27 protein-coding genes are annotated in these 25781 nt (G+C 59.7%); 8 read left to right on the top strand and 19 right to left on the bottom strand.

Annotated features, from left to right (window positions below):
* Positions 1-245: 245 nt before the first annotated feature.
* The 8 genes from ACKLNI_RS10055 to ACKLNI_RS10020 all read right to left on the bottom strand — a co-directional run bounded on the left by ACKLNI_RS10055 (position 246) and on the right by ACKLNI_RS10020 (position 7454).
* Positions 246-653, bottom strand: a complete 408-nt coding sequence (locus ACKLNI_RS10055) for a hypothetical protein (protein WP_413718929.1) — start codon at positions 651-653, stop codon at positions 246-248.
* Complete coding sequence (locus tag ACKLNI_RS10050; protein ID WP_413718928.1) at positions 650-892, bottom strand: RNA chaperone Hfq; 243 nt, start codon at positions 890-892, stop codon at positions 650-652. Before ACKLNI_RS10050 ends, ACKLNI_RS10055 begins: the two co-directional genes overlap by 4 nt.
* 474 nt (positions 893-1366) lie before the next feature.
* Complete coding sequence (locus ACKLNI_RS10045; protein ID WP_413718927.1) at positions 1367-3094, bottom strand: DUF927 domain-containing protein; 1728 nt, start codon at positions 3092-3094, stop codon at positions 1367-1369.
* A complete protein-coding gene (locus ACKLNI_RS10040; RefSeq protein WP_413718926.1) occupies positions 3094-3963 on the bottom strand; it encodes a DUF7146 domain-containing protein in 870 nt (289 codons plus the stop codon). Before ACKLNI_RS10040 ends, ACKLNI_RS10045 begins: the two co-directional genes overlap by 1 nt.
* 107 nt (positions 3964-4070) lie before the next feature.
* Complete coding sequence (locus ACKLNI_RS10035; RefSeq protein ID WP_413718925.1) at positions 4071-4274, bottom strand: helix-turn-helix domain-containing protein; 204 nt, start codon at positions 4272-4274, stop codon at positions 4071-4073.
* Positions 4275-4387: 113 nt separating this feature from the next.
* Complete coding sequence (locus tag ACKLNI_RS10030) at positions 4388-4921, bottom strand: hypothetical protein (protein ID WP_413718924.1); 534 nt, start codon at positions 4919-4921, stop codon at positions 4388-4390.
* Positions 4918-6180, bottom strand: coding sequence for a tyrosine-type recombinase/integrase (locus tag ACKLNI_RS10025; protein WP_413718923.1), 1263 nt, complete (start codon positions 6178-6180; stop codon positions 4918-4920). Before ACKLNI_RS10025 ends, ACKLNI_RS10030 begins: the two co-directional genes overlap by 4 nt.
* Before the next feature lie 848 nt (positions 6181-7028).
* Complete coding sequence (locus tag ACKLNI_RS10020; RefSeq protein ID WP_413718922.1) at positions 7029-7454, bottom strand: hypothetical protein; 426 nt, start codon at positions 7452-7454, stop codon at positions 7029-7031.
* 232 nt (positions 7455-7686) lie between these two features.
* On the opposite strand from ACKLNI_RS10020, the gene modA reads away from it, so the two are divergent.
* The 6 genes from modA (at position 7687) to tsf (ending at position 13222) form a co-directional block, all read left to right on the top strand.
* On the top strand, positions 7687-8403 hold the full coding sequence (gene modA, locus ACKLNI_RS10015) for a molybdate ABC transporter substrate-binding protein (protein WP_413718921.1): 717 nt from the start codon (positions 7687-7689) through the stop codon (positions 8401-8403).
* Positions 8400-9071 carry a molybdate ABC transporter permease subunit gene (modB, locus tag ACKLNI_RS10010; RefSeq protein WP_413718920.1) on the top strand — a complete coding sequence of 224 codons (672 nt, stop codon included), beginning with the start codon at positions 8400-8402 and terminating at the stop codon, positions 9069-9071. The genes modA and modB overlap by 4 nt, the downstream gene beginning before the upstream one ends.
* The gene (locus tag ACKLNI_RS10005) at positions 9061-10077 is read left to right on the top strand and encodes an ATP-binding cassette domain-containing protein (protein ID WP_413718919.1); all 1017 of its coding nucleotides are present in this window, start codon (positions 9061-9063) and stop codon (positions 10075-10077) included. Before modB ends, ACKLNI_RS10005 begins: the two co-directional genes overlap by 11 nt.
* 585 nt (positions 10078-10662) lie before the next feature.
* Positions 10663-11271: a Hint domain-containing protein gene (locus ACKLNI_RS10000; RefSeq protein WP_413718918.1), complete on the top strand. Its 609-nt coding sequence runs from the start codon at positions 10663-10665 to the stop codon at positions 11269-11271.
* A gap of 188 nt (positions 11272-11459) precedes the next feature.
* Positions 11460-12269, top strand: coding sequence for a 30S ribosomal protein S2 (rpsB, locus tag ACKLNI_RS09995; protein WP_413718917.1), 810 nt, complete (start codon positions 11460-11462; stop codon positions 12267-12269).
* A gap of 77 nt (positions 12270-12346) precedes the next feature.
* Entirely contained in the window at positions 12347-13222 is an 876-nt protein-coding gene (gene tsf, locus ACKLNI_RS09990; RefSeq protein ID WP_413718916.1) for a translation elongation factor Ts, read from the top strand.
* A gap of 566 nt (positions 13223-13788) precedes the next feature.
* On the opposite strand, the gene phoB is transcribed toward tsf, so the two are convergent.
* From phoB to ACKLNI_RS09955, 7 genes are all read right to left on the bottom strand, one after another.
* On the bottom strand, positions 13789-14478 hold the full coding sequence (gene phoB, locus ACKLNI_RS09985) for a phosphate regulon transcriptional regulator PhoB (RefSeq protein WP_413718915.1): 690 nt from the start codon (positions 14476-14478) through the stop codon (positions 13789-13791).
* A gap of 4 nt (positions 14479-14482) precedes the next feature.
* On the bottom strand, positions 14483-15193 hold the full coding sequence (gene phoU, locus ACKLNI_RS09980) for a phosphate signaling complex protein PhoU (protein ID WP_413718914.1): 711 nt from the start codon (positions 15191-15193) through the stop codon (positions 14483-14485).
* Positions 15194-15203: 10 nt separating this feature from the next.
* Positions 15204-16001 (bottom strand): phosphate ABC transporter ATP-binding protein PstB, encoded by a 798-nt coding sequence (gene pstB / locus ACKLNI_RS09975; protein WP_413718913.1) that lies wholly within the window; start codon positions 15999-16001, stop codon positions 15204-15206.
* Positions 16002-16015: 14 nt separating this feature from the next.
* Entirely contained in the window at positions 16016-17362 is a 1347-nt protein-coding gene (pstA, locus tag ACKLNI_RS09970) for a phosphate ABC transporter permease PstA (RefSeq protein ID WP_413718912.1), read from the bottom strand.
* A complete protein-coding gene (pstC, locus tag ACKLNI_RS09965; RefSeq protein WP_413718911.1) occupies positions 17359-18825 on the bottom strand; it encodes a phosphate ABC transporter permease subunit PstC in 1467 nt (488 codons plus the stop codon). Before pstC ends, pstA begins: the two co-directional genes overlap by 4 nt.
* 84 nt (positions 18826-18909) lie before the next feature.
* The gene (locus ACKLNI_RS09960) at positions 18910-19950 is read right to left on the bottom strand and encodes a substrate-binding domain-containing protein (RefSeq protein ID WP_413718910.1); all 1041 of its coding nucleotides are present in this window, start codon (positions 19948-19950) and stop codon (positions 18910-18912) included.
* A 152-nt stretch (positions 19951-20102) separates the two neighbouring features.
* Entirely contained in the window at positions 20103-21134 is a 1032-nt protein-coding gene (locus ACKLNI_RS09955; RefSeq protein ID WP_413718909.1) for an ATP-binding protein, read from the bottom strand.
* Between the two features lie 200 nt (positions 21135-21334).
* Here ACKLNI_RS09955 and ACKLNI_RS09950 point away from each other — a divergent pair, with 200 nt between their 5' ends.
* Positions 21335-21703, top strand: a complete 369-nt coding sequence (locus ACKLNI_RS09950) for a hypothetical protein (RefSeq protein ID WP_413718908.1) — start codon at positions 21335-21337, stop codon at positions 21701-21703.
* Here ACKLNI_RS09950 and ACKLNI_RS09945 read toward each other — a convergent pair.
* Genes ACKLNI_RS09945 through ACKLNI_RS09930 form a run of 4 tightly spaced genes read right to left on the bottom strand, consistent with a single transcriptional unit; the run spans position 21700 to position 24962 of the window.
* The gene (locus ACKLNI_RS09945; RefSeq protein ID WP_413718907.1) at positions 21700-22869 is read right to left on the bottom strand and encodes a trans-sulfuration enzyme family protein; all 1170 of its coding nucleotides are present in this window, start codon (positions 22867-22869) and stop codon (positions 21700-21702) included. The two genes, ACKLNI_RS09950 and ACKLNI_RS09945, sit on opposite strands and share 4 nt — an antisense overlap.
* Positions 22866-23408, bottom strand: a complete 543-nt coding sequence (locus ACKLNI_RS09940) for a gamma carbonic anhydrase family protein (RefSeq protein WP_413718906.1) — start codon at positions 23406-23408, stop codon at positions 22866-22868. Before ACKLNI_RS09940 ends, ACKLNI_RS09945 begins: the two co-directional genes overlap by 4 nt.
* The gene (gmk, locus tag ACKLNI_RS09935; RefSeq protein WP_413718905.1) at positions 23405-24043 is read right to left on the bottom strand and encodes a guanylate kinase; all 639 of its coding nucleotides are present in this window, start codon (positions 24041-24043) and stop codon (positions 23405-23407) included. The genes ACKLNI_RS09940 and gmk overlap by 4 nt, the downstream gene beginning before the upstream one ends.
* A gap of 13 nt (positions 24044-24056) precedes the next feature.
* A complete protein-coding gene (locus ACKLNI_RS09930) occupies positions 24057-24962 on the bottom strand; it encodes a YicC/YloC family endoribonuclease (RefSeq protein ID WP_413718904.1) in 906 nt (301 codons plus the stop codon).
* A gap of 120 nt (positions 24963-25082) precedes the next feature.
* Between ACKLNI_RS09930 and ACKLNI_RS09925 the strand changes: the two genes are divergently transcribed.
* Positions 25083-25769: a PAS domain-containing protein gene (locus tag ACKLNI_RS09925; protein ID WP_413718903.1), complete on the top strand. Its 687-nt coding sequence runs from the start codon at positions 25083-25085 to the stop codon at positions 25767-25769.
* Positions 25770-25781: the final 12 nt, after the last annotated feature.

Raw genomic sequence — 25781 nt, 5'->3', positions numbered from 1 at the left:
AAACTGGACCAAATCCTTTGACGGCTTTGGGCTCGATGCCGTCATCTGAGTCATTTTGTCGGATGACCGCTACGTGGACAGAAGCTGTCCTCTGACTTCGAAGAGGTCAGGGCAGACACTTGAGTTCTTTGGTCGGGGGGATACCCCCTTTTTCCGAGGTGATATTTCGCACGCAGGTGGGCGGTGGGTTTCCGGGGATCGCTTTCCCAAGGTTTCGACCCACCCCCCGGGGTCCCGCCTCATGCTCAGAAGGGAGTGTCACCTAGGTCGGCTGGTTCTTCACGTTCCAGCCAGTCGGCAATCTTCCTCAGCATCGCCACCTGTGCAGCCCGTGGGACTTCTGTTTCCTTCGGGACAAGCACACGGACGTCTGTGCCGCGCATCAACTCGAAGGTGTCTACACGGTAAATTTCGTGATCGTGTCCAAGCGGCTGGTTAAAGCCGTCATACTGCCAGAAAGCCGTCACTGGCTTTTCAGCATACTTTTTTAGCAGTTCGGTTTTCTTTTCTTGAATCTTGGCTTTTTCACTCAAGTCGTTTCCTTTCTCATCTTCAAAGCCGATTGCCTCGCCAATGAGTTGCTCAATCATTCGACCGCCCTCGGTGTCAGCGAAGAAGCCATTACCGTTGCCTTTGAGTTTGCGTGTCCTCATGTCTTGGATCCTTTCGGATTGGTGATGGTGTCGATTGCGTGCTTGAAAACGAGGACGTCATGTCCATCGACGTTCAGCATGAGGTTCCAGCGGTCAAACCAGACCAGCTTGCCGTCCAGCGTGTCGTCAAAACGCAGCCGGACGATGATGTCCCTGCCAAGCATTCCGCGCAGATAGTTGTTGGTCTGGAGCGGTTCCGGCGGCGGGGTCTTGGTCTTGAGTGTCAGGGGCTTGTTCATTCTCTTTCCTCTCGCTGTTTGCGTTTCCTGTCCGCCTCCGCTGTTTTTTCCTTCCAGCAGGGGACGTGCAGCTTCTGGTCGTCTGGGTCAGTTACGGACACGCGCCAGTCGGACTTGCCGCACCACGCGCATTTCGGGGGTTTCATGGTTTTCCGGTATTCAACCGCCCGGCGGGTCATTTCGGACCACATGGCCTCAATCGCCTCGGGCGTCCGCGCAACGCCATCGGCGTCAGGGGCGGTGGGGTCAGATTTTTGCAAGCCTGTCGTTTTTTCGCGGGGACCACAGGGACCACAGGGACCACTTTTTGTTTTCAATGGGTTATCTGGTCCCCTTGCCCGGGGACCGGCAGGGACCACAGGGACCGGACCGGCTTTCTGGTCCCCGTGGTCCCCGTGAGAATCTTCAAACAGGGACCGGAGTTTTCCCTTAATATCAACGTGGTCCCTGCTGGTCCCCGTGGTCCCTGTGTTTTTAGGATGCTTTTGCATTGTCAGCCCCCAAAATGTCGGCGAGGACCGCGAAGCATCGGGTTCTGTTTTTGACGAAGCGGGGGCTTCTGTGCATCAGCTTGGTTGCTTCGTTCTTTAGGTACCCGAGGTCACGCAGCGTTCTGGCGGCTGCCTGGTGGTCGTTCCCGGCGTGTATCTTTCGCCACGCGTCGTCGTGGATGTAATAGACGCCATCGGCAAACCATCCGGCGCGGTCTTGAATGATGTGGGTGTCAGCTTCGCGTTGAAAGCGTGAATCTCCATACCTGTTCAGGAATGCCACGACGCGCTGCACGGCTTCGCGTTCTTCTGCCGATCCGCTGCCGCCTCGGCCATCAACCCAAGCCTTCAGGGCGTCCATGGCTGCGTCTATGGCTGCACCATCGGGCCATCCGGTCAGACCCCAGATTGTCGCAACTTCGCCAGCCGCCGCGATCAGCCCAAGGCGTGCGGCGGCCCTCGCTATCTGGCCATCATTTCCCAGCCCGAGTTTTTCTTTTGCGACTTCGCAGAAATGCTCGATTCCGGCGCGCACCTCAGAGACCGCCGCATCCTTGTCCGCAATCAGCCGCCGCACAAACTCAGGACCGGCGGTGCCATATTGCTGCGCGGCTCGGATCTTCACCGCGTCGGCAAATGCCGCCCCGCTTGCCATTCCGTGCAGACTGTCAAAGACCCCGTGAGTGCGGTTCGTGGCGGCAATGTCCAGAAGCCGCACGTCTTGCCCTGCCTTTGGCTTCCTGCCGTCTTCGGCCATCTTGTCGGCAAGGCTCAACTCGCCTGATGACAATATCAGAGTGCGCCATGTCGCTGACGGCCTGATGACGCCCTTTACCGTTGCGCGTCCTTTGCCCTTGCCGTTTGCAAGAGTGTAGGCCGTTTGGCCCGCAACCTTGGGTTCGACTTGTCCCATTTCATCCAAGGCTATCAGCGTGCTGTTACACATCGCCGCCGTGCCTTCTGCTGCGTTGTCCGTTGTGCGCCATGTCTGAAGAAATCCCGGCGATCCCCAAACGCTGACCGCCGCCCGCTGGATGCTGGTTTTCCCCTGCGAGGATTGGCCGCGCAGGTGAATGCCGCCGCCTTCCATGCTGAGAGGCTCAAGCAGCGGCCCCGCGAAGGCGAGAGAGACGCCCAGTGTCATGAGGGGGTTCCCGACGCATAGAGCCGCCACCCCGTCGCGCCAGTCTTCAAGCGTGCCGCTGGACCTGATTTCGGCTGCTGCGCTTTTGACGTTTTCACTTTGAAAGACGACAGCCTGGTTTCCGATGACGCGCCCATCACCCAAGGCGAATGCGGCGCAGCTTTCGTCACTCCAGCCGAGCCGGTCCGTGCAGACTGCCCTTGTGCTGAGTTTCCATGTCTGGATCAGCCGTTGGAAAGTCTCTCTTGCCCGCCTACCGGGGGCGATGGACATTCCAAGCCTGACGCACTCAGAGATAAAGCCGTTTAGATCGACCGCATAAAGGGTGGCAGGTGCAGCCCAGCGATGCCAAACGCCGTCGTTGTCCCTGATCTCGATCAGGCGGCCCCAGTCATCGCTGCTACTGCTGCGCGTTTCCGCGCTCAGGCGGATTTCCGAGCAAAGCCATTTCCACTCGGGCTTGTCGTCGTCCTTGCCCTCGACCTCATAATAGATGCCGCCCTTTTTCAGCTTGTAGCCTTCCGGCAGGTCGTCGGTTTCGGAAAGGGTGAACGGCTTAATATCCATCAAAACGCCTCCCGTTCCAGAAGGTCGTTATGGTCTTTCCCGTCACCCGGATCGGCGAAGTCCACCGACCAGTCACTCAGGACAGCGCGTGTGCCGAGTTCCTTTGCAGCCGTGCGTCCGGCTTCGTCACCGTCTAGCGCAATGATCAGACGCCCCGGATGCGAAGGCAGCCGCATATTGATCATGCCGGATGTGCTCAGGGCCGCGCAGGCGCTGGCGGGTTTGCCGTAACGGATCAGGGCCGAAAGCGTGCTTTCGATGCCTTCACCGACAATCCAAGGCTGCCCGCCTGCATATGTCAGCCGGACGCAACCGCCGCGCATCGGGCCAAGCGTCATCTTGTTCGGCGCGATCTCGGCCTTGCGTCCGTCTTGCGTGAGATACGTCCGATGTACGGCAAAGCCTTCGCCGCCTTCGATCTTGGCAACCAGAGCCGGATAGCGGTGTGCGGTCGGGCCATGCCAGCACGCCGGATGAAACCCGAGGTTGTCGGCCTCGATCGCTATACCGCGCCGCCGCAGATAAGTTTCCGCCGGTGTACCGTCGATTTCCGTGCAGTCGGTCCAGCACTGCCGCGCCTGGCCTTCTCTGCGCTTGGTGTCGTCAGCCCATGCCTTGCGTGCAACCAGAAGGTTGTCGCCTGTGTCCTGTTCGCGCAGGGCTTCATCCAGTCCGTGCAGCCTCAGGTTCTCGGCTATGTCGGAAAAGGCGCATCGGCTCTTATGGCAGAAGAAAAGGACGCCTTTCTGTCCGTCCTTGATGGACAATGGTGGGTTTTTCGGATCGCCGCCGCAGACAGGGCATAAGGCGCGACCCTGATTGCGCTGCCATTTACCGTTCAGCGCCTCGGTCAGTTGTTTTGCATTCATTACTGTCTTCCTCAATATTGTCAGCGAGGAAGCAATGCGGTAACATTTCCGGGTTCATTATCTGCTCGGAAATAGAAACACGCGTGCTTCCGGCTCGCGTGTTTTTTTTATTCGGCAGGTACAGTGTTGGACTCGATATAGGCCAAAAGATCGCTGACGCGATAACGGACATGGCGGCCCATTTTTACATATGGAATGGTTGGACCAGTGCGGCGGTCAAGTTCCATCCATTTTCTTGACTTGCCGATAATCGCACCGGCTTCCTTCTCGTCCAACAGGTGAGGAACGGTAACGGTGGTTTCGATCTGCATTTCAGCCCCTTTCGGCTAAGGGGGCGAAAAATTGCCCCAGTTGCGGTTACTGGGGCATTGATATGTTTGGGCGGTATTTATTTCGTCGGTAAAATTGCGGCGTCCAGTTTTACCTACTCTAAGTGCGTGTAATAACTTCGCTTCTTCCAGATCGCGTACACGCCTTCATATGTTTGAGGTCTCAACCGCAATTCTTTCATAGCCTTTGCCACGATGTCGCAGGCGCTGTGTGGGGGTGACTCAGGATTCCGCGTAAAGTCATAGCCTTCAACCCAAACCCGATGGACCATATAGCAAATTGAAGCGTTGCGGCTGAAAGGAGACTTCTTTTCTTTTTTCGGGGGATTTGGGTTTTCCAGTTCCTCGGCCAACCAATCCGCAAGCTGTTTGGGCAACTCTCGGTTTTTTCTCAGGAGGCGGGCGCATATGCGCCTTACGATTTCGTATTCATAGCGATCCTGTGGCGGGAAGCAGTCATTAAACAGTTCTGCCACCGTGCGTGAATCAAAGGCTCGGTTAATTGTTTCTTCCGTCTCCCAGACCATCAATTCATGGTTGTCTTTGAGGAATGGCCCAAACCTGCCCTCGATAATGGCGTTTTTTATGCAGTCAACAGCTTCACGCTCCGTCATTCCTTTGTCGGTCACCGCCCTGCCTCCATCGAAACGATATTGCCGCCTGTCTGGCGATCCGGTGAGAGCATGAAATCCGCGATCCGCTGCATTGCCTCGCGCAAGTCTTCCAGACTGATCTGGACGTAACCGGCGGTCACGTCGCCGCCGCTGACATGATTGGTAAGGCGCTTCAGCTTGTAGGCCGAAATATCCAGCTTGTTCGCAACGCTGGCGAAGGTGCGGCGTAGATCGTGGGCGGTGACGCGCAGGCCGGTCTTTTCTTCAATCCGCGCATAGGATGCCCGCAGGTCATAGGGCACGCGGTCGTTTGCGTTGCCGAAAACATAGGTTCGGCTGCCGTATGCCTTGCGCTCTTTCAGGCGCTGGACAAGTTGGCGGGGCAGGGGAAGGACATGATCGTTTCTGTTCTTCGTGTCGGTGAATGTGACTGTGCCTTTCTCAAGGTCCACGTTTTCCCAGCGCAGCGGCTCATAGCCCGACATCGGATCGCCCAGCGCCTCGCCAAGCCTGGCCCCTGTCATCAGGAGAAACAGAAGGGCGTCACGGCATTCATTCTCACCGGCCAGACCGCCAAGGCCGTTTTCCACCGCGTCTATCCACTCGGACAGCTTGTCGTCTGGGATATGTCTTGTTGCCGGTGTGACGGGTGCCCATTGGCTCAGGCGGTTCAGGCGATCCACCGGGTTACGCTTCAGGATGGGATCGTCTTCGTCGGTATCGGCCATGACGTGATTAAAGACCGCGCGAAGATAGCGCATGATCAGGTTGGCTTGCGCAGGTGACGTTGCCGAAAACTCGGCGTGCTTCTTCTTCACCATGTCGCCTGTGATTTCGGTCACGGGCAGGTCAAGCCAATCGGATAGGCGGGCTTCAGCCTTTTCGATGTCGCGGATTGTCCGCGCCTTCTTCTTGCCGCCGCGTCCGCTGCCCTTCTTCTTGGGCGCATTCTTGTAGGCGGTGAAAGCGTCCCTTAGCGTCGATGTGCGGGCCTTCTGGCGCTTCTTCTCGGCCACCGGGTCAATACCGTCAGCAAACTGCACGACAAGCCGTATGGCCTTCTTACGGGCTGCGTCAGGGTGCATGTCGTCAGCCCGTCCAATGGTGATGCGGCGCTCTGCATTCCCGACACGGCGCTGGACGATGTAGGACTTAGCACCGCCAGGAGAGACGCGCAGACCGAAGCCGCGCACCTCGCTATCCCAGACCATGAATTGCCGGTCTTTTGGCTCGATTGCGTCAACCCTGTCCTTGGTGAATTTGATGCGGTCCATGCGCCCCTCCAAATCAATTAGTAAGCAAATAGTAAGCAGCTTACTTAGGGCTAACAAGGGGTTGCAGCGGATTAGAAGGACGAAAAGCCCATATTTTTATGGCACAATTCTGCTTACTAGGGTCAGAAGGGGTTACCTAAAAGCGGATTCAAAATCCGCCGGTAGCGATGCCGTGTCGGTTCGAGTCCGACCTCGGGCACCAACTCCATCTTCTTTGATGTCGGTTTGAGCTTGGCCGCGCCGATTTAACGCGATGTCAGGTATGGTCATGCAATGCGAACCTGATGACCGCACTCGTCAAGTGCGGCTGAAGAAATGGCTTTCGTCGGATTTTCGAGAAGTGGTCGAGGCAGGTGGAAGCCGATGAATGGGGGCTAGGCACGCACCCGAAATAACTAGGTACAGCACCGACCGCCCCGACCGATTCAAATATATTCTCCGAAGCGGCGGGGATAAACGCGTAGACACGAAACACTGTGTCCATTGCGCGAGTGCTGTAGCCGTGGAGGCGGGATACGTCTGACGTTGCACGTGAACATCGCGAAACGGGCTTCGCGTCCGACGTGGCCGGCAAGTCAATTCGTGGTAGCGTGGCAACCTTTGCGGTTGAACTCACGGTTCCAGAAGCTAAGTGATTAGTGCTCTGTTTGAATCGCGGGGCAGTCCCGATCGCGCTGGTTCGGTTTGTCCGCATTCCGGTGGGGTCGGGACACATAGGTCGTGCCAGCGAAACTTGCTGCCGCGCCGAGGCATACTAATTAAGATATGTGTTGCCGTCGCGTGTCCTGTCCCTCGTTTGCGGGCGGGTGGTTCCCTGTCGAGCAGCCGTCGGCGGCAACACCACCGGCTTATTTTTGGCACCGAAGCTTCCAGGCGTGGGCGGCGTAGGGCGATTGCGTGAACAGGGTCGCGCCATAATGCCCTTCGTAGTGAAACTCCGTCAGGGCGACGGCAGCCAGCGAATCCATCGTGTTACGCACGGCGTAGATGTCGTTGCCGTAAAAACCGCGCTGAACGATCGTATAGATGTCCTGACTGCTCTTTCGTTCGGGGTCCAGTTCGGTGACATATACGCTTTTCGCGTCGACGGCGATCAGGAAGGATTTTCTCAGCGCCGTTTCCACGACGCCCGGCTTGTCCTCTTCGAAGGAAGATACTTCGGCCACCGAACAGAGATACTCGCCCTTTGTCACCCAAGCTGCCGAGGCCTGTGACTGTGTGGCGATAGCGGCAAAAAGAAGCGCGCCTGCGACGCCGGCAAAACTGTTTTTCATTCCCTGCCTCTCTTTTCATTTTTTCCGAAGGCGAGACCCAAACACTCCATGTATGAAGGGAATAAGACGGCTGCCTCCTTGCCAACAGAACTAGCACATTTTTCAGAAAGTCACGCGTCTGACTGCTGCTTCATCGACGTCACACGAGCAGTACCCGGGGAAACGCGACCGAAGGTCTCGCAACGCCCCTAAATGACTTGCAAATCCCCCGAACCCATGTCCAGAAGAGCGAATGAAGCGAATTCTCGTACTTCTGCTCTTTCTGACCGCGCGCGCTGCCTTTGCTGGCGACGTGACTGTGGCTGTCGCCTCGAATTTCCTGACGACCGCAGAACAGGTCGCGGCGCGGTTCGAGGCGGAAACCGGCCATACGGTCACGCTGAGCCATGGATCGACCGGCCAGATCTATTCACAGATCGAGGCCGGAGCGCCTTTCGACATCTTCCTTTCGGCGGATGCGCGGCGGCCTGAGTTGTTGAAGGATGCCGGATTGACGCGCGACGTCCGCACTTATGCGCTTGGTCGGCTTGTCCTTGTGTCCCGGAGCGAGGTCACACGCGACTCGGCAGCCGAGGCTTTCGTTGGACGCACCGCCGCTCTGGCCGATCCCACAGTCGCGCCCTATGGCCTCGCGGCCACGGCGGCGATGGAACGATTGAAACTGGATACGGCGACCTTCCGGCCTGTGCTGGTCGCCAATGTCGGGCAGGTCGCGACCGTGTTCGCCACTGGAAATGCCGAATTCGCCTTCGTCTCGGCAGCCCAGTTGCCCCTTATCGACGCGCCTTTCGTTCTGGACCTTGAGGGGCTCTATCCCGCGATTGCACAAGACGCCGCGCTTCTGAAGCGCGCGGATGACAACGAAGCAGCCCAGACTTTCTGGGGCTGGCTTTTCTCGGATGACAGCCGGTCGCTGATCGCGGAATCGGGCTACGATTTGCTGGAATGAGTGCTTGGCCTGCCATATGGCTGACGCTGAAGCTCGCGACGGTCACGACCGTGATCCTGATGATCATCGCCCTTCCTCTCGGCTGGTGGCTGGCAAAGACCAAGGCGAAGATCCGGCCTCTGGTCGAGGCGATTACCGCCTTGCCGCTGGTGCTGCCGCCCACAGTCCTTGGTTTTTATCTCCTCGTGCTCATGCGCCCCGATGCGCCGTTGGGCGCGTTCTGGGTACGGATCACGGGCGATACGCTGGCGTTCAGCTTCTCGGGCCTCGTTCTTGCATCGGTCATCTATTCGCTGCCTTTCGCCGTCCAACCAATGCAAACAGCCTTCATGGCAGTGCCGCAATCGACGATCGATGCCGCGCGGACGCTGGGCGCGACGGCACGGGATGCGTTCTATTCCGTTTCGCTTCCTCTGGCGCGGCGTGGCTTCATCACGGCGGCGGTTCTCAGTTTCGCGCATACGGTCGGGGAATTCGGCGTAGTACTGATGGTCGGCGGAAATATCCCCGGCCAGACCCGTGTCATCTCGATCGAGATCTTCACCGCGGTTGAGACGCTGGATTACGCGACGGCGCATCGCCTGTCACTGTGGCTGTTGGTGCTGTCCTTCGTGGTGCTGACATTCATCTATGTCTTCAACCGTGGAGGCGGTGCCCGTGTCCGCTGATACGCTGCGATTTCGTATCGAACTGGCGCGGGGCGACGCGTTCTCGCTGGATGTCGATGGCACAATCCCGTTGACCGGAATCACGGCGATCGTCGGCGCATCGGGCGGCGGCAAGACCACGATGCTTCGGACGCTTGCCGGGCTGGAGCGGAGCGCGGATGCGAAAGTGCGTTTCCGCGAACAGGACTGGGACCGAGCCGGCACCCATGTTCCGCCCGAAGAGCGCCGCATCGGTTTCGTCTTCCAGTCACCGTCACTGTTCCCGCACTTGAACGTTCAGGGCAACCTGGCCTTCGGCGCCCGCCGGCGTGAGATCAAGGGGTACGATGCGATTATCGATGCCCTGGACCTTCGGCCGATCCTGCACCGGGACGTCGAGAATCTGTCCGGCGGTGAGGCGCGCCGGGTAGCGCTTGGGCGCGCGCTGGCGTCGAACCCTCAGATACTGTTCCTGGACGAACCGCTGTCCGGATTGGATCGCGCCCGCAAGGCAGAGTTGCTGCCCTACATTGGACGCGCAGTCGTCGAGGCTCAGGTTCCCGCGCTCTATGTGACCCATTCCATGGACGAGGTGACTGCCCTTGCCGACCGTGTCATGGGCCTTGCTGGCGGACGGCTGACAGGTTGGCGCACGCCGCCTGCGCGCCTGACGGCGACGGTCACGTCGACTACGGAAGGCTTGATGCGGGTGCTGATCGATGGCGCCGATCTGGGGCAGGGCGCTGATCTTTCCCTGCCGCTGATTGCACGGGTAGGCGAGAAGGTCGGCCTTGGGCTACCTTCCGAGAGCCTGATGATCAGCACAGCTGCGCCCGGACGAAGCGATGCCTTGGCCACCTTGCCTGCAACCGTGGTGCAGGGCGCCGATGGGCTGACCCTCTCGGTTTTCGGGCAGACCCTCAAGCTTCCGAAGGGCGGTCCTTATGCGATCGGTGCCACTGTCTGGCTTTCCATCTTACGCATTCTGCCACGCCCCGAGGGCGGCGATTCGGCGGTGAACGGTTAAGAGCCGGTTCCTAATCGCTTCGGAGAGGTGGGATTGATGACCGTCCATGAACGTCGCGCGCTCAAGGTCAGCCGCCATATTTTCGCCGCATTTTTTTGACGGGGCAGCGAGATTTTGTACAAAATCGAAACAAAACGGTTCCCCGCCTTGCAGGCGGAAAATGGATATCTTGCGAATATGGCCGCAGCTTGGCCGACAACCCGCAACATCAAGTAGGACCAATCGTTTCTGAACGGTAAACAATGACGACCAATTTACGCTGGACGTCCTGCCACAATACTTCCGACGGACACTGCGTTTCCTCAGTGGGTGCCAATATTCCGCCTTTTTTCCTTTGGCTTCCGGCCCTCTTTGGTTACCTTTTCCTTACCTCGCTGGGGGGTATGTGTCGCGGCGATTGGGGGTGCCGCACACACCTTGCAGGTCGACCTGCAGGGGTGGGTATCGAGTGCTGCCGTTCGGCGGCGGGGATCGATGCACCCCGTGTGATCTAATCGCCCTGGGTGGAGGGCTTCACGGAAGTTGCATTGATCCCCGCTTGTTCGCCAGTACACGCCCGACGGGTCCCCCGGGGGGTAGTTTGTATTGCCAGGTGCGTCTTCGGTTAGTCCGTGCTTTACGCCCGGAACGCTGATCGCAACCGACCGCGGACAGCGGCCGGTCGAAACATTGAGACGTGGCGACAAGGTGGTGACACGCGACAACGGGCTGCAACGCATCTACTGGGTCGGTCGGCGTGACCTGGGGTTTGATGAACTAACTGAAGCGCGGCGCTTGCGCCCGATCCTTGTCCGGGCAGGGGCCTTCGGTGACGGTATGCCGGCTCGCGACATGCTGGTCAGCCCGAACCACCGCTTCCTTCAGGAACTTGATCCGATGCCGGGAGACATCGGAGGGAACAAGGAGGAAGTTCTGGTCGCGGCGCGTCACCTTATCGACCACAGACGTGTCGGACCGGCTCGGACTTTGGGGGTCAGCTACATCCATATTCTCTGCAATCGACACCAGGTCATCCTGGCCAACGGCGCCTGGACGGAAAGCTTCCATCCCGACGACAGGGTAATGAGAGCGCTGGAGACGTCGCAGCGGCTTGAACTGAGCGAACTCTTCCCGGAAATCGAGACGATCGGCGCCTCTGCGCGGTTCCCCGCGGCACGAAAGATCGTCGAGGAACGCTCGCGTTTCGAGAAATAAGTCGCTCCCGTCAGACGCTTTGTCAGGGCAGGGGGTTTTCTCTTGCAATTCCTCCGCGCGCATCATAAACGGCGCGCACTTCACAGGCAGGGCTTGGGCCTTCGGGGGAGACATCCCCGTCTGGTCCGCCGGTTGGGAGAAATCCCGTGATAGCTCTGCCGAGGCGCAAACCGGAAAGGAACATGGACATGGCGCTCCCTGAATTCACTATGCGTCAGCTGTTGGAAGCTGGCGTTCACTTCGGTCACCAGACGCAGCGATGGAACCCCAAAATGGGCGAGTTCATCTATGGCGACCGCAACGGTATCCACATTCTCGACCTGACTCAGACCGTCCCGATGCTGGACGCGGCGCTGAACGTCATCCGCGAGACCGTCGCCAAAGGCGGCCGTATTCTCTTCGTCGGCACCAAGCGTCAGGCACAAAAGCCGATCGCCGACGCCGCCGAGCGCTGCGCACAGTATTACATGAACCACCGCTGGCTGGGCGGCACGCTGACAAACTGGAAGACCGTCAGCCAGTCGATCCAGCGTCTGAAGGCGATCGACGAGCAGATGGGTCAGGGCTTCGAAGGCCTGACGAAGAAAGAGCGTCTGGGCATGGAGCGTGAGCAGGCCAAACTGCAGGCTTCGCTTGGTGGTATCCGCGAAATGGGCGGCGTGCCTGATCTTCTGTTCATCATCGATGTGAACAAGGAAGACCTGGCCATTCTGGAAGCCAAGAAACTCGGCATTCCGGTTGTTGCCGTGGTCGACACGAACTGCTCGCCCGACGGCGTTGACTATATCATCCCGGGGAACGACGACGCGGCCCGTGCGATCGCGCTCTATTGCGATCTTGCCAGCCGTGCCGCTCTGGACGGCATGAGCGCACAGCTTGGCGCCGCAGGCGTCGACATCGGCGCTCTGGAAAATGCCGCCGAGGAAGGCCTTGAGCCGGAAGCCGCAGTCGAGGCTGCGCTGGCCGAGAGCGGTGCCGAGGACGAGACGGCCGAGTAAGGCCTGCCGCGACATTGATACCGGGCGCGGCCAGAGCCGCGTCCGAAACCGTTTCTGAAGATTGAGGAGAGGCCGATATGGCAATCACCGCTGCACTTGTGAAAGAGCTGCGCGACACGACCGGCGCAGGCATGATGGACGCGAAGAAAGCGCTGACCGAAACCGGCGGCGACATGGAAGCCGCCGTTGACTGGCTGCGCACAAAAGGTCTGGCCAAAGCCGACAAGAAAGCCGGCCGCACGGCTGCTGAAGGACTTGTCGCCGTCAAGACCGAAGGCGGAACCGGCGTTGCGGTCGAGGTGAACTCGGAGACCGACTTCGTCGCCAAGAACGGCGAATTCCAGACGATGGTCGCCGCTTTTGCCGACGCCGCAATGGGTGTGGATGACGTCGAAGCGCTGAAGGCCGCCTCGGTGAACGGCAAGCCCGCAAGCGAAGTGCTGACGGATGCAATCGCCAAGATCGGCGAGAACATGCAGCTGCGCCGCATGGCAAAGATCACCGGCGACAATGTGGTCTCATACGTCCACAACGCAGCCGCGGACGGCATGGGCAAAATCGGTGTGCTCGTGGCATTCAGCGGCGACGATGCAGCGACTGCAAAGCAGGTAGCCATGCATGTGGCCGCCGTGAACCCGGCGGCGCTGGCCGAAGCCGACATGGATCCGGCCGTGGTCCAGAAGGAGAAGCAAATCCAGATGGACATCGCCCGTGAAAGCGGCAAGCCGGAGCAGGTCATCGAGAAGATGATCGAGGGCCGGATGAAGAAGTTCATCGCGGAATCGACGCTTCTCAGCCAGGCATTCGTTGTGAATCCCGACCTGACCGTGGCAAAGGCCGCAGAGGAAGCCGGCATCACCATCACCGGCTTCATCCGCCTTGAAGTCGGCGAGGGCATCGTCGTCGAGAAGGAAGACTTTGCGGCGGAAGTCGCGAAAGCCGTTCAGGGCTGATACGAAAAATGGCGGTGCCGCCAGGAGCAGCACCGCCAAGACCACCCAATGGCCCGCGCGCTCATTGGGGATGACGAACAGCCGCGGGCATTTACTCTTAAGAAAATGCCGGCCTTCTACGGAAAAATAACGCTTCAGGCCGGCACCCGGTTTCCCGGTATCCCAAGGGTCCATCCCGTAATTACGGGCGGTTCCTAGGGCCTTGTTCCATGGCTAAATGCCACCACTCACGGAACGTCTCCAATATTCCCAAAAACTTTACTTATGGGAAGAAGAAATCGTCGCTATCGCTCTCTTAAAATTTTAGCGCTCAGATTCTTTTCGGAGTCGACAAGACCTATGCTTCGATTCCCGGGTGGGTGCCGAAAGCTGATCGCCCGAGACTGCGGGCTTTTCTCTGAAGAGCGGCGCGTAACTTTTTGGAAAAATGGGAGATATTCAAATATTCTGGAGCGCTGGGTTTGCAAATGGAACAAGCATCGTTCTTCGCTGGGGTGTCTATAAATTAACATAATATCGATTATACGATTATCACGCTTCCGAAAACAAACCGCCATTTCTGAGAATTATCCCAGCGCGTAGCCAGCTCCCCTGACGGTTCGGATCGGATCGTCCCCACCATCCCGACACAACGCTTTTCGCAAACGTCCGATATGGACGTCCACGGTTCGTGTATCCACGTAGATGTCGCGGCCCCAGACGCGATCCAGAAGCTGTTCCCGACTCCAGACACGTCCGGGCTTTTCCAGGAACGTCGCCAGAAGCCGGAATTCCGTCGGCCCCAACTTGATCTCGGTTTCACCGCGCGTCACGCGATGCGTCTCGGCGTCGAGTACGATATTCGCGAATTCGATCCGTTGTCCGACTGTCGAGGGCCGCACTCGGCGAAGTTGCGTTCGAACCCGAGCCATGAGCTCGTTCACGGAATACGGCTTCACCACATAGTCGTCCGCGCCGGTTTCCAGACCCCTCACCCGATCCGTCTCTTCGCCGCGCGCGGTTAACATAATAATCGGAATGGACCGTGTCTGACTGCCGGCCTTGAGGCGACGGCAAACCTCGATGCCGGAGACGCCGGGCAGCATCCAATCGAGGATGATCAGATCAGGCTGCGCTTCCTCGACGACGACAAGCGCCTCATCGCCGTCTTCCGCGTGGGAAACGCCATAGCCTTCGGCTTCAAGATTGTAGATCAGCACCTCTCGCTGCGCAGGTTCGTCCTCGATAACAAGAACGCTTGGGGCATCGACGGACACTGCATCAGGCTCCTTCACCTATGAACGACGTCCTGTCGTATTTTGGGCGGCTTTCATCCGGGAATTTCCCGGTCACGAGGTAGATCACCTGCTCTGCGACCGAGGTCACATGGTCTCCCATGCGCTCGACATTCTTGGCGATGAAATGCAAGTGCATACAGGGAGTTATATTGCGCGGGTCTTCCATCATGTGGGTCAGAAGCTCTCTGAACAACGCATTGTAAAGCTGGTCGACATCCTCGTCCCTCTGGATGACTTGCAGCGCCAGTGCGTCGTCCCGCTGGATATAGGCATCCAGCGCATCCTTGAGCATCAACTGCACTTCCCGCGCCATGCGCCGGATCGAGGCCGGAGCCCCCGCGATCACGTTGGATTCGGCCAGCACCGTGGTGCGCTTCGCCATGTTCTTGGCATAGTCCCCGCAGCGCTCAAGATTGGCGCTGATCTTGATGACGGTCATCACGGTGCGCAGGTCGCTGGCCGTTGGTGCACGCAGTGCGATGACACGGGTGGCCTCTTCGGTCAGTTGCTCTTCAAGTTCGTCTATCAAGGCATCGTTTTTGCGAACTTTTTCGGCAAGCTCAACATCCCGCGTCTCCAGCGAGAGAGCGCCTTCGACGATGGCTGTTTCGACAAGCCCGCCCATTTTCATCAGCATCGCCTGGATGGCTTCCAGGTCGCGATCGAAGGCCGAGACGATATGTTGTTCGTGCATCTCTGTGCTCCTAGCCGATACGGCCGGTGATGTAACTTTCCGTACGGGGATCGTTCGGATTGGTAAAAATCTGGCCGGTCTCGCCGAATTCGACCAGATCTCCCAGATGGAAGAACGCGGTCTTCTGGCTGACGCGGGCCGCCTGCTGCATCGAGTGCGTGACGATGACGACCGAAAAGTTCTGCCGCAATTCGTCGATCAGTTCCTCGACCTGGCTGGTCGCGATGGGATCGAGCGCCGAGCACGGTTCGTCCATCAACAGCACCTCGGGTTCGGTCGCCACGGCGCGCGCGATGCAGAGGCGCTGCTGCTGGCCGCCGGAAAGCCCGGTGCCTGGTGCATCGAGCCTGTCCTTGACCTCGTCCCAGATCGCGCCTCGGCGCAGGGATTTCTCGACGATGTCGTCCAGTTCGGCCTTGTTCCGGGCGAGCCCGTGAATGCGTGGCCCGTACGCGACGTTGTCGTAAATCGATTTTGGAAACGGGTTCGGTTTCTGAAAGACCATGCCGACTTTCGCGCGCAACTGAACGGGGTCGACCTTCGGGTCGTAGATGTCTTCTCCGTCCAGCGTGATCGAGCCGGTGACACGACAGATGTCGATCGTATCGTTCATCCGGTTCAGACACCGCAGAAAGGTAGACTTGCCGCAGCCAGACGGACCGATGAAGGCGGTCACGGTCTTGTCTTCGATATCGACGGTGACGTTCTTGATGGCATGATTGTCGCCGTAATAGACGTCGACCCCTTTTGCCGAGATCTTGGTTTCCTGCATTCCAGTCGCCCTGTCGATCATTCGCACATCATTCATGTTTCAACTCCCCTTTACCAGCGGCGCTCGAAGCGGCGGCGGAGGATGATGGCTATCGTGTTCATCATCAAAAGGAAGATCAGCAGAACGATGATCGCCCCCGATGCGCGCTCGACGAAGGCCGGATCGGCGCGTTGTGTCCAGTTGTAGACCTGCACGGGCAATGCCGAGGCAGGATCGAAAAACCCCTCGGGTGGTCCGGCAGGGTATTCCCGCACGAAGGCGACCATGCCGATCAGCAAAAGCGGTGCGGTTTCTCCAAGAGCCTGGGCCAGTCCGATGATCGTGCCGGTCAGGATGCCAGGCGCGGCCAGCGGCAGTACATGATGCATGACCGTCTGCATCTTCGAGGCCCCTACCCCCAGAGCCGCCTCGCGGATCGATGGCGGCACGGACTTCAGCGAGGCACGGGTCGCGATAATGATCGTCGGCAGGGTCATCAGGGTCAGCACGAGACCGCCCACCACCGGGGCCGACTGCGGCAGGCCGGCGAAGTTGATGAAGATCGCCAGACCGAGGATGCCGAAGACAATTGACGGAACGGCGGCCAGGTTCGAGATATTCACCTCGATGATGTCCGTGAGCCGGTTCTTTGGTGCAAATTCCTCGAGATAGATGGAGGCCGCGACGCCGATCGGCAGGGCAAGAACCAACACGATAATCATCATGTAGAACGACCCCAGGATCGCCACGCCAAGCCCGGAGGCTTCGGGGCGGTTCTCCGACGCATCGGGCCAGACAATGAAATTCCAGTTGAACCGGGTTTCCAGCGTGCCCGCTTCTTTCAGCGCATCGGCGAGTTGAAGCTGCTCGGGCGAGACGTTCTTGTCGCGCGACGCGGACTCCATGCTCACGCGCCCTTTGTAGTAGCCATCGACACGGCCGGAGGCGAGGAACTCCAAGGTACGCGTCGTACCGACGACTTCAGAGTTGGCGAGAACGAAGTCGCGCATCTGTGCGGCCGCTTCTTTCGAGATCAGATCTTCGGGTTTGTTCAGTCCTTCGATCTGAATCCCCAGTTCCTCGATCTTTCTCGCCATTGCGTCCTTGATCAGTGGCGCGTAGCCGAAGGTCGTGACCTTGGCCATTTCTTCCCTGTCGCGGTTGCCGGACTTGTCCAGTTTGCCTTCGTCCAGCGTCACATCGAGCGTGACGAAGGTCTGCATGAACGCCCCTGCCCCGTTCCGGACGATCGACGTCAGCAGAAACACCAGTGCGATCACTGCCAGACCAACGGCAACCATGCCATAAATGCGAAACCGCTTTTCGGCGGCATTACGCTTTGCGGTTCGGACATCGGCCGCCAGCAACGAACCCTTGCGCGACGCGGCGCCCGTTGGTTGTGCCGTCAAATCGGTCATTCATATTGCTCCCGGTAGCGGCGCACGATCCAGAGTGCCAGAACGTTCAGTCCAAGGGTGATGACGAACAACGTGAGTCCAAGTGCGAACGCCACGAGCGTTTCGGGCGAGGCAAAGTCGGTGTCGCCGGTCAGCTGGCTGACGATCTTGACGGTAACGGTCGTCATGGCCTCGAAGGGATTCACGAGGTCGCCCAGGCCGCGATTGAACTGGGCCGCGGCTGCCCCTGCCCCAAGGACCACGATCATCGTCTCGCCGATGGCGCGCGATGCGGCCAGCAGCACCGCGCCCACGATACCCGGCAGGGCGGCGGGAATGATCACCTGACGGATGGTCTCGGACTGCGTGGCGCCCAGCCCATAGGACCCGTCTCGCATGGACTGCGGGACTGCATTGATGATGTCGTCGGACAGCGAGGACACGAACGGGATCAGCATGATCCCCATGACCAGCCCCGCCGTGGCCACGCTGGATGACGACTCGCCCAGCCCCAGCGGCATCGCGAAATAGTCCCGCAGCATCGGCCCGATCGTGATCAGCGCGAACAGCCCGTAGACGATGGTCGGGATACCCGCCAGAATCTCGATGGCCGGTTTGGCGATCGAGCGAACGGTCTTGGACGCATATTCCGACAGGTAGATGGCGGCAAAAAGACCGATTGGAACCGAAACCAGAAGCGCGATGAACGAGATATAAAGCGTGCCCCAGAGCAAGGGCAGGATCGCAAGCTCTGAATTCCCCCGGAAATCCGGCGCCCAATTCGTGCCGAAGAAGAAATCGGTCCAGGAATGACCGGCAAAGAAATTCCGTGTCTCGAACAGCATCGAAAGAACGATGCCCAGTGTCGTCAGGATGGCGATCGATGCCGCACCGACAAGTACGATCAGGATGCCACGCTCAACCGTGTTGCGGGCCCGGAAGTCCTTGTCGGTCATCATCAACGACACGGCGAGCCCGCCAATTGCCGCCACAAGCACGACAAAACTCATCGCCATCCGGCCCCATTCGGCCTTGGCGCGGTAGGATTGAGCGGCGCTGTAGATCTCCGGACGCACATCGGCACCAAGCGCCACTCCGACACTTCCAAGGTCATCGCGAAGGGCGGCAAGATCATCGGCGCCGTCGCCGCCATCCATGGGACGGTCAAGAAGGTTCAGACCCTCGGCGATCCGGCGCACATCACTCATCAGGAGGCTGCGGTTCTCACCGTCCGCCAGAGCGCTGTCGGGAATGGAACCCGATACGGTGTTTTCGATGAACGCTGGTTGAATGAGAAGCCAGAGCGCAAGGAGTCCCAAGGCCGGAGTCAGGACGGTCAGGGCTACGTTCCAGCCGTAGAAATTCGGGAGCGAGTGAAGCCTGCGTGAGTCACCTCCCGCGGATGCCAGAGCGCGCCTGCGGCCCAGAACGAAGCCTGCGGCAGCGATGGCGGCGATGATCAGGACTAGCCAGTAAAACGGCATTTTCTTCCACCCGTGTGTCCGGCTCAGGTCCGGAGATGCAGAAAGGGCGGCAAGCCGCCCTTCCCGGTTCGTTCAGTCAGAGGCTCAGGAACCCGAACCCATCGTCTCTTCGTTCTCGATCGTCATCTGCGTTTCGGCCAGTGCCGGATCAGCAACGAGGCCATACTCGGCCAGCGGACCGTCGGGGCCGGCGATCTCATCCATGACGAAGAACTGCGCAAATTCCTTCAGTCCGGGAATAACACCGATATGCGCGCCCTTGATGTAGAAGTACAGCGGACGCGATACCGGGTATTCACCGGTCGATATCGTTTCCACCGACGGGGCGACGCCCGACATGGTGGCAACCTTCAGCTTGTCGGCGTTGTTCTCGTAGAACGCCAGACCGAACACGCCGACGCCCTGGGGGTTGGCATCGATACGGGCCAGCGTTTCGGTGTAGTCGCCGTCGATATCGACCGAGCGTCCGTCGGTGCGGACGCTCATGCAGGCATCCTCGGCTTCGTCTTCGGATTTACCCATGGCCACCATGGCTTCCATTGCGCCAGAGGCTTCACACCCTGCCAGGATCACCTTTTCTTCGAAGACCTCCCTGGTTCCGTGCTTGGTTCCGGGGATGAACGCCTGGATATCGGCATCGGGCAGAGAAGCGTCGATGTCCGACCACTTCGTGTAGGGGTTCGCAACCAGCGCACCGTCCACGACCACTTCAGCGGCCATGGCCTTGTACCACTGCTCTTCCGTGAATGCGGTGAACGCAGGACCGTCCGTCTGGCTGGCGAAAACGATGCCGTCATAGCCGATGCGTACTTCAATGATCTCTGTCACACCGGCGTCAGCACAGGCGGCGACTTCTTTTTCACGGATTTTGCGCGATGAATTGGCGATGTCGATCGTATTCTCACCCACACCTTCGCAGAACCGCTTGAGCCCGGCGGAGGAACCGCCAGATTCAACGACTGGCGTCGGGAAATCGAAGTTCTCGCCGAAGGCTTCGGCGACAATCGAAGCATAGGGCAGCACGGTCGAGGACCCCGCGACCTGCACCTGGTCGCGCGCTGCTGCGGCGGTTGCGGAAACGGCTACGATCGCCAGGGCAGAGGCGGTCGATCTCACGTTCAGCATGGAAAATCTCCTGGTTGTCTATGGTCGCCCCACGCGACCTCGCCTGTTTCACTAAGCGCCGCCGGCTATGCTTTTGTGACAGTTGCGTAACAGTTTTATGACAATGCTGGACGCGCCCGCGTCATGGGGCCGTCCGTTGGTCGCTGCAGAAATCAAAACTGCTCGGAGGCCGGCAAAATAACTGAAAATCTGCTTCCTTTGCCGAGATCGCTTTCGATCTTCAGACGTCCCCGGTGACGGTTGACGATGTGCTTTACGATGGCCAGTCCCAGTCCGGTCCCGCCCAACTCCCGCGATCTGTGACTGTCGATTCGATAGAATCGCTCCGTCAGGCGGGGAATGTGGATCGGATCGATTCCCTCGCCGGTATCGGTGACGGTCATGACCGCAGCCTCGCCCCGCATCATGGGATGATCCTGTTGGCGCGTCAGAGAGAGCGTGACGTGCTTCCCTCTGCCGGAGTACTTGATCGCGTTTTCGAGGAGATTAGTCATTACCTGAAGCAATTGGTCCCCATCCCCGCGCACCATGCAGGTCGCATCCAGCCCTTCGGTCGCTACGACAATATTCGCGTCTTCGGCCAGCTGTCCAAGGGCGCTGACCACGCTTCGCGCGATTGCGGCCAAATCGACCATGGTCGTCGGACGAACGCGCTCGTTCGCCTCGACCCGGCTGAGCGACAGAAGATCACCGACCAGGCGATTCATGCGCTGCGCTTCCTTGTGCATGATCCCCAGGAAACGGTCCCGTGTCGCAGGATCATCCCTCGCCGCGCCCTGCAGCGTTTCCACGAAGCCCATCAGCGCCGTCAGGGGCGTTCTCAGTTCGTGACTCACATTGGCCACGAAATCGCGGCGCATTTGACCCGCCTCTTCCAGCGGGGTCTGATCATCGAAATACACCAGTATGTCGCCCGAAGGACGAACCGGCGCGCAATGCGCCATCAGGGTAATGTCTTTCTGGGCATCAGTAGTCAGGTAGCGCGCCTGAGAGGCGCTTCCATCGCGCATGACCTTTTCTATCGCATCGAGCAAAATCGGCTGCCGGAGGACCGTTATGTAGTGTCTGCCGATGATGGCCTCGCCGAACATCCTGCGAGCGCCTTCGTTGGCTACTCCCAGCCGACCGGAGCGTTCGATCAGCAGCGCCGGGCGCGGCAAAGCATCGATCAATCCCTGCGTCATTGGCACTCATTCCTGTTCGGACGGACATGCGGCGTCGATGCCCAGAGCTTCAATCATAAGAATATCCGGAAGCATACAGCAAAACCCATACCCCACACGGAATGTAGGGCCACACTGTCGGACGCGACGTTTTCTGCTGAATTGGATTTTCAAATGTACAACCATGACATGCATATTAAGTCGCTCGGGAGTTTGTGCCGGTGCGTGACACATTGATTGAAGAAATTTTGCCGACCGGAGCCAAGGCGCATACCAGAATTCTGGCCGTAGGCTCGCTGGACGAATGGAACCGACGTTACGAGAACGTCCGAATTCCGATGAACATCAGGTTCGTGGATTTTCACGAAGTGACGCCGGCGTTGTTGGAACTGCTCCATCCGGAAGCGGTTGTGTCGCCTGCCCTCGCGCGGAATTTCGACTGCATCGAGCTGGCCTGCTTGCTGGACAGCCTTGACTACCGCGGCGTCTATTGCGCGACGGCTTACGGTCTTCCGAACCCGCGCCTCATCGAGAACGAGATATCCGAACTTTGCCCGGGGCTTAACTTCCAGATCATCGCGGAACGCTAACCGCCCCGGGAAATGCTGCCGACGAACGTCTCAATCAAAGCATCCGGCTCTTCGCAGCCAACGGACACCCGGATGAATCCTTCGGAAATACCCAAGCCCAGGCGCTCGGCCTCGGACAGCGCCCGGTGCGATGAACTCGCCGGATGGCTGATCGTCGTATTCACATCGCCGAGCGTCGGGGCGAAAGACAGGCTCGAAGCCGCGCGCAGAAAGCCGTTCACCGTCTCGCGCCCTCCGTCCAGTTCGAAACTGACCATGTTGCCGCCAATTCCGCCCAGAAGGGACGCCGCCCGGTTGTGATCGGGATGGTCTGGGCGCGTCGGATAGAGAACGCGCCGAACCCCTGTGGTCGAAGACAGGGCTTCGGCGAGCCGAGACGCCGTGGCAACGGCGCGGTCGAAGCGCAATCCGAATGTGTAGAGCCCTCGTTCCGCCAGCCAGCAGTCAAAAGGTGAAGGCGTAAAGCCCATTGTTGCTGCCAGCACATGCATCCGGGCGCGCACCTCCGGGTCCCGTGCCGCGACATAGCCCAGGGTGGCATCCGAATGCCCGGCCAGCAGCTTGGTCACGGAGTGGATTACGATATCCGCGCCAATCGCGAACGGCTGCAGGGCTCGAGGCGTGGTGAAGGTATTGTCCACTGCCAGCAACACCCCGTGACGACGTGCCAGTTCCGCAGCTCCCTCGAGGTCGGCGACCCGGAGCGTAGGGTTCGATACGGTCTCCAGCAGCATCATCCGCGTGTTGGGCCGGATCGCAGCGGCCAGGCGCCCGGCGTCGGTCGGATCGACAAGCGTGACGTCGATCCCGAACCGCGGCAGATCCTCCCGCATCAGGCGCAGGGACCGGCCATAAAGCTGATCCGCTCCGATGACGTGATCGCCCGCTTTGAGATTTGCCAACAACGCTGCCGTGACCGCGGCCATACCGGAGCCGGTCACCAGACCACCCTCCGCGTCCTCCAGCGCATCGATCATGCCGGCAAGCGTATCGGCGTTCGGATGTCCTTCACGGGCATAGGTATAGCCCTTGGTCCGCCCTTCGTACTGGGCGTCCAGCGCGTCGGCGTCGACCGATGCATAAACCACGGAGGGCTGGATCGGAGAGACAACGGGTCGGCTGACGCCGACGGGAAAACGTGGGCGGCGAATATCGTCGGATGTCATGTGCCGGAAGGCTCCACCGGTTTCAGCGCAGTTCGGAAATGCCGCATACGCGTGCGGTAGTGCTCGGCAGACGATGGGATTCCGGTTCGCGCGGCTTCGTCAAGCTGCCGCACGACCTTGCCGGGCACACCCATGACGAGGCTGCCATCGGGTATCTCCTTGCCTTCGGCGATCAAGGCGCCCGCCCCGATGATACATCCCTCGCCGATCACCGCGCCGTTCAGAATCGTCGCTCCCATCCCGATCAGGCTGCCGTCCTTGATCGTGCAGCCATGCAGCATCGCCTTGTGGCCGATCGTGCAATCGCGACCGACGGTACAGGGATAGCCCAAGTCGGTGTGGATCACGCAGTTCTCCTGGATGTTCGAACCCTCACCGATGGTTATCGGCTCGTTGTCCCCGCGCAGAGTCGCGCCGAACCAGACCGAAGCCCCCGACTTCAGAATCACGCGGCCAATCAGGTTGGCGTCCGGAGCCACCCAGAAATCCCCGTCCTCGGGAAGTGTCGGGGAAATTCCATCAAGTGCATAGATCGTCATGAGTCTTCCTCGAATTCGGCATGCAGGCGGCGTACGTGATCGATAAGATCGGGCTGCTGCGTGCGCCGCAGCCTTTCCGCGGTGACGATGGTCTTCAGTCGCTCTTCAGTCGCGTCGAGATCGTCATTGATCAGCACATAGTCATAGCTATCCCAATGCGAGATCTCGTCCCACGATCGCGTCATGCGCTTGGCGATCACCTCGGCGCTGTCCTGACCGCGTGTTTCGAGCCGGCGGCGCAGTTCCGTGATCGACGGTGGCAGGAGGAAGATCGAAAGGACGTGCTGCGACAGCGGCGAGTTCGCGATCTGCTGCGCGCCTTGCCAGTCGATGTCGAACAGCACGTCTGAGCCAGCCTCGATAGCATCCGCAACCGGTCCCTTCGGAGAGCCGTAGAAATTGCCGAACACATGGGCGTGCTCCAGCATATCGCCGTCCGCAACCATTCGTTTGAAATCGTCGACCGTCAGAAAACGGTAATCCTTGCCATTCACTTCGCCCGGCCGTGCAGCGCGCGTCGTTGCCGAAATCGAGAAACTGATCTCGGGATCCCATTCTCGCAACCTTCGGGTCAAAGTGGATTTACCGGCACCCGATGGCGACGACAGGATGATCAAAAGTCCGCGTCGTTTCATGTCCCCCGTCCGGTCATTCGATGTTCTGAACCTGCTCGCGCATCTGATCGATCAGCGCCTTGAGGTCAAGGCCGACGGCCGTCAGGGCAGTGGACTGCGACTTGGAGCACAGGGTGTTGGCCTCGCGGTTGAATTCCTGCATCAGGAAGTCGAACTTGCGCCCCACCGCGCCGTCCTGCGTCAGCAGATCGCGGGCAGCGCCGATATGCGCGCCAAGGCGGTCGATCTCTTCGGTCACATCGTTCTTGACTGCGATCAGCGCCAGTTCCTGTATCAACCGCGCCTCGTCGGGAACCTCGGTGACGTCGAGCAATCGGGATACCGCGCGCTCCATACCCTGTCGCGCGGCCGCGTCGCGGTCACCCGCGGCGGCGCGCGCTTCGGCGACCAGCGACTCGATACGATCGATCTGCGAACCAATGACGGTTGCAATGGCCGCGCCCTCGCTGTTGCGGTCGGCAAGAAAGGCATCGACGCATGTGCTGGCCGTCTCAAGAACGGATGAACGAAGCGCCGCGATATCCTGTGTCGCCGTATCCGTCTGATCGAGCACTCCGCGGATTGTCGCGATGTCGGCTGCGCTGATCTTCCGAACAGACAGCCCCCGCGCACGAGCCGCGGATTCGATTTCTGCCAGGAAACTCAGGGCATGGTCCAAGGCCTTGGGATTCAGTGCCAGACCAGCCACGCTTTCATCCCTCTGGACGCGCACGCTCACGTTCACCGTTCCCCGGTGCAGCCGTCCCTGAAGTGCCTTGCGAAACTCGGGTTCCAGACCCTCGATCCATTCCGGCATCCTGAACCGGAGGTCGAGGCCGCGGCCGTTGACGGAGCGGATGTCGACGGTCCAGGACCAGCCGGGGGCGGCGCCTTGGGCGGCGGCGAAGCCGGTCATGGAGGATAGGGATGTCGGGGCCATCGCGTTAACCTTCTGGAAAGAAATCTGAAGTCTTCGTGGCTTTTTTGTGTCAGAATTCACGAGGTGGTTAAAGAGAGGTTATCGGCGCAATTCCATCGGCGCCGCTTGTGAGGGGTAACGATGACGACGAATGATTTCCACGGACCGACTGTCGTGCCGTTCCAGAACGGGCATCCGGCGCAGCATGATTCCTCCCTGGCCCGGATCGAGGCGTACTGGACCGAGATCCGTGCGGGCCGCCTTGTCCCGTCACGCTCGGAAATCGATCCGAGGGGGCTGGAAGGCGTTCTCGGCCACGCCTTCATACTGGAGCGACTGACCGCGGGCCTGGCCCGGCTCCGGATCGCGGGATCGCATATGACGGACATCCTCGGCATGGAAGCAAGGGGCTTGCCGCTCTCTTCGATCTTTGCCGCCGGATCCCGCGAAACCCTTGCGGACGCTTTGGAATCCGCGTTCGACGATCCGTCGACCATTCGCTTTTCGCTTGCCTCCGAAGCCGGGATCGGCAGGCCGGAACTGTCGGGCGGCATGGTGCTTCTGCCGCTCCGAAGCGATCTGGGCGATATCACTCGCATCCTTGGCGGCATCTCGCTGAAAGGCGAGATCGGACGGAAGCCCAGGCGGCTGGAGATCACCGAGCAATCGCGGCGCAGCCTTGTGGGCTATGCCGAAGCACCCGGAAAGAGTACCGGCCTGTCCGGTGTCTTCATGCCGCCGAAGCCGAAAGCCGCGCCCCCTGCCCCGGTCCGGCGCGGGCATCTGCGCCTTGTCGTGGTCAACGATGGCACAGCCGCGCCGGCTTAACGAAGGACCGTA

This window comes from Silicimonas lutimaris (genome assembly GCF_047314965.1).
In the GTDB taxonomy this organism is placed as follows: Bacteria; Pseudomonadota; Alphaproteobacteria; order Rhodobacterales; family Rhodobacteraceae; genus JAVJUV01.
This window is presented reverse-complemented; position numbering and strand designations above follow the sequence as displayed.